Genomic DNA, 1,888 nt, shown 5'->3' on the forward strand with positions numbered 1-1,888 from the left:
TAAATAAAAAATTTTTAACGACGTTATAGTGCAATTTAATTCGTTAAATTGATCAAAGATTTATGCAGGTTGGTATTACACACCCGTTCGAAGGATTTTATTATGACAACATATCAACGCGAAACAGACACACTCTCAACTCTTTGCCAATCTCAAGGTAGCGCATGGCACGCAATCAACCCTGAATATGCAAGCCGCATGCGCTTGCAAAACCGTTTCCGTACTGGGATTGAAATTGCACAATACACAGCAGACGTAATGCGTGAAGATATGGCAGCATATGACGCAGATACAAGCCAGTACACACAATCTTTAGGCTGTTGGCATGGTTTTACAGCACAACAAATGATGATGGCTATTAAGCGCCATCAAAAAACAACTAAACGCAGCTATGTATACTTAAGTGGCTGGATGGTTGCAGCGCTTCGCTCTGCATTTGGTCCGCTGCCAGATCAAAGCATGCACGAAAAAACATCGGTACCTGCATTAATTGAAGAAATTTACACATTTTTAAAGCAAGCAGATGCACGTGAACTCGATCACTTGTTTAACGACCTAGATGAAGCAAAAGCGAACGGAGGCGATGTTCAAGCTGTTATTGATAAAATAGACAACTTTGAAACCCATGTTGTGCCAATTATTGCTGATATTGACGCAGGTTTTGGTAACGAAGAAGCAACTTACTTACTGGCTAAAAAAATGATTGAAGCCGGTGCGTGTGCCATTCAAATAGAAAACCAAGTATCTGACGCTAAACAATGTGGTCACCAAGCGGGTAAAGTGACCGTTCCACACGAAGACTTTTTAGCAAAAATTAACGCAGTACGTTACGCCTTTTTAGAGCTAGGTATTGATAACGGTATTATTGTGGCACGTACAGATTCATTGGGTGCCAGCCTTACGCAAAAGGTACCTGTTTCGCAAACGCCAGGTGACTTAGCAAGCCAATACAATGCATTTTTAGAAACCACGCCAATTAACGGTGTTGATGACTTAAATGAAGGCGACACGGCAATGAAAATTAATGGCCAGTTATGTAAACCAACTCGTCTAGATAACGGTTTATTCCAATTCCGTGAAGGCACGGAAAAAGATCGTGTAGTACTAGATTGTATTACTAGCTTGCAGTCGGGCGCTGATTTACTGTGGATTGAAACAGAAAAACCACATGTTAAACAAATTGCAGAACTGGTAAATCGTGTAAAAGAACACGTGCCAAATGCAAAACTGGTATACAACAACTCGCCTTCGTTTAACTGGACGCTTAAGTTTCGTGAGCAAGTGTATCAAGAGTGGGAAGAGGCAGGCCGTGACCTTAGTGCTTACCCAAGTCTTGGCGATAATAAAGGCCTTATGGCACCAGAAATGGATGCAACAGAGCTTGCGCAAGCAGCCGATTTACTAGTGCAAAACTTCCAGCGCGATGGCGCACGTGAAGCCGGTATTTTCCATCACTTAATAACCTTGCCGACATACCATACAGCTGCGCTAAGCACTGATATTTTATCAGAAGGTTACTTTGGCGATATGGGTATGCTGGCTTATGTACGTGACGTACAACGCCAAGAAATTCGCCGTGAGCAAGCATCGGTTAAGCACCAAGATTTAGCAGGGTCTAACATGGGCGATACGCACAAAGAATACTTCTCTGGTGATAATGCGCTAAAAGCCGGTGGTGAAGACAACACCATGAACCAGTTTTAATTCCTAACTAGATAGTGTTACTCAAGGGCCAATAGGCCCTTTTTTATTGCTTTAAATAAAGTTAGAACATTGAAGCATAATTACAGATCAGACTTTAACTAGGGCGTATTGATCTTTGTGGATTGAAATTTGTTCAATCTAGGGGCGATTAAATCGCGGCGCGAGGTTTGTAACCTAGTGGGCT

Annotated in this window: 1 protein-coding gene; it reads left to right on the top strand. The window is 42.2% G+C overall.

Annotation, left to right across the window (positions count from 1 at the left end; genetic code table 11):
- Positions 1–102: 102 nt before the first annotated feature.
- On the top strand, positions 103–1,704 hold the full coding sequence (locus DO88_RS00025) for an isocitrate lyase (protein ID WP_007376673.1): 1,602 nt from the start codon (positions 103–105) through the stop codon (positions 1,702–1,704).
- Positions 1,705–1,888 lie beyond the last annotated feature (184 nt).

It is taken from the genome of Pseudoalteromonas sp. S3431, assembly GCF_000690035.1.
GTDB classification, from domain to species: Bacteria; Pseudomonadota; Gammaproteobacteria; order Enterobacterales; family Alteromonadaceae; genus Pseudoalteromonas; species Pseudoalteromonas fuliginea.

Coding starts and splice junctions, on each gene's coding strand:
- DO88_RS00025 (WP_007376673.1), top strand. CDS start 103: ATGACAACATATCAACGCGAAACAGACACACTCTCAACTCTTTGCCAA.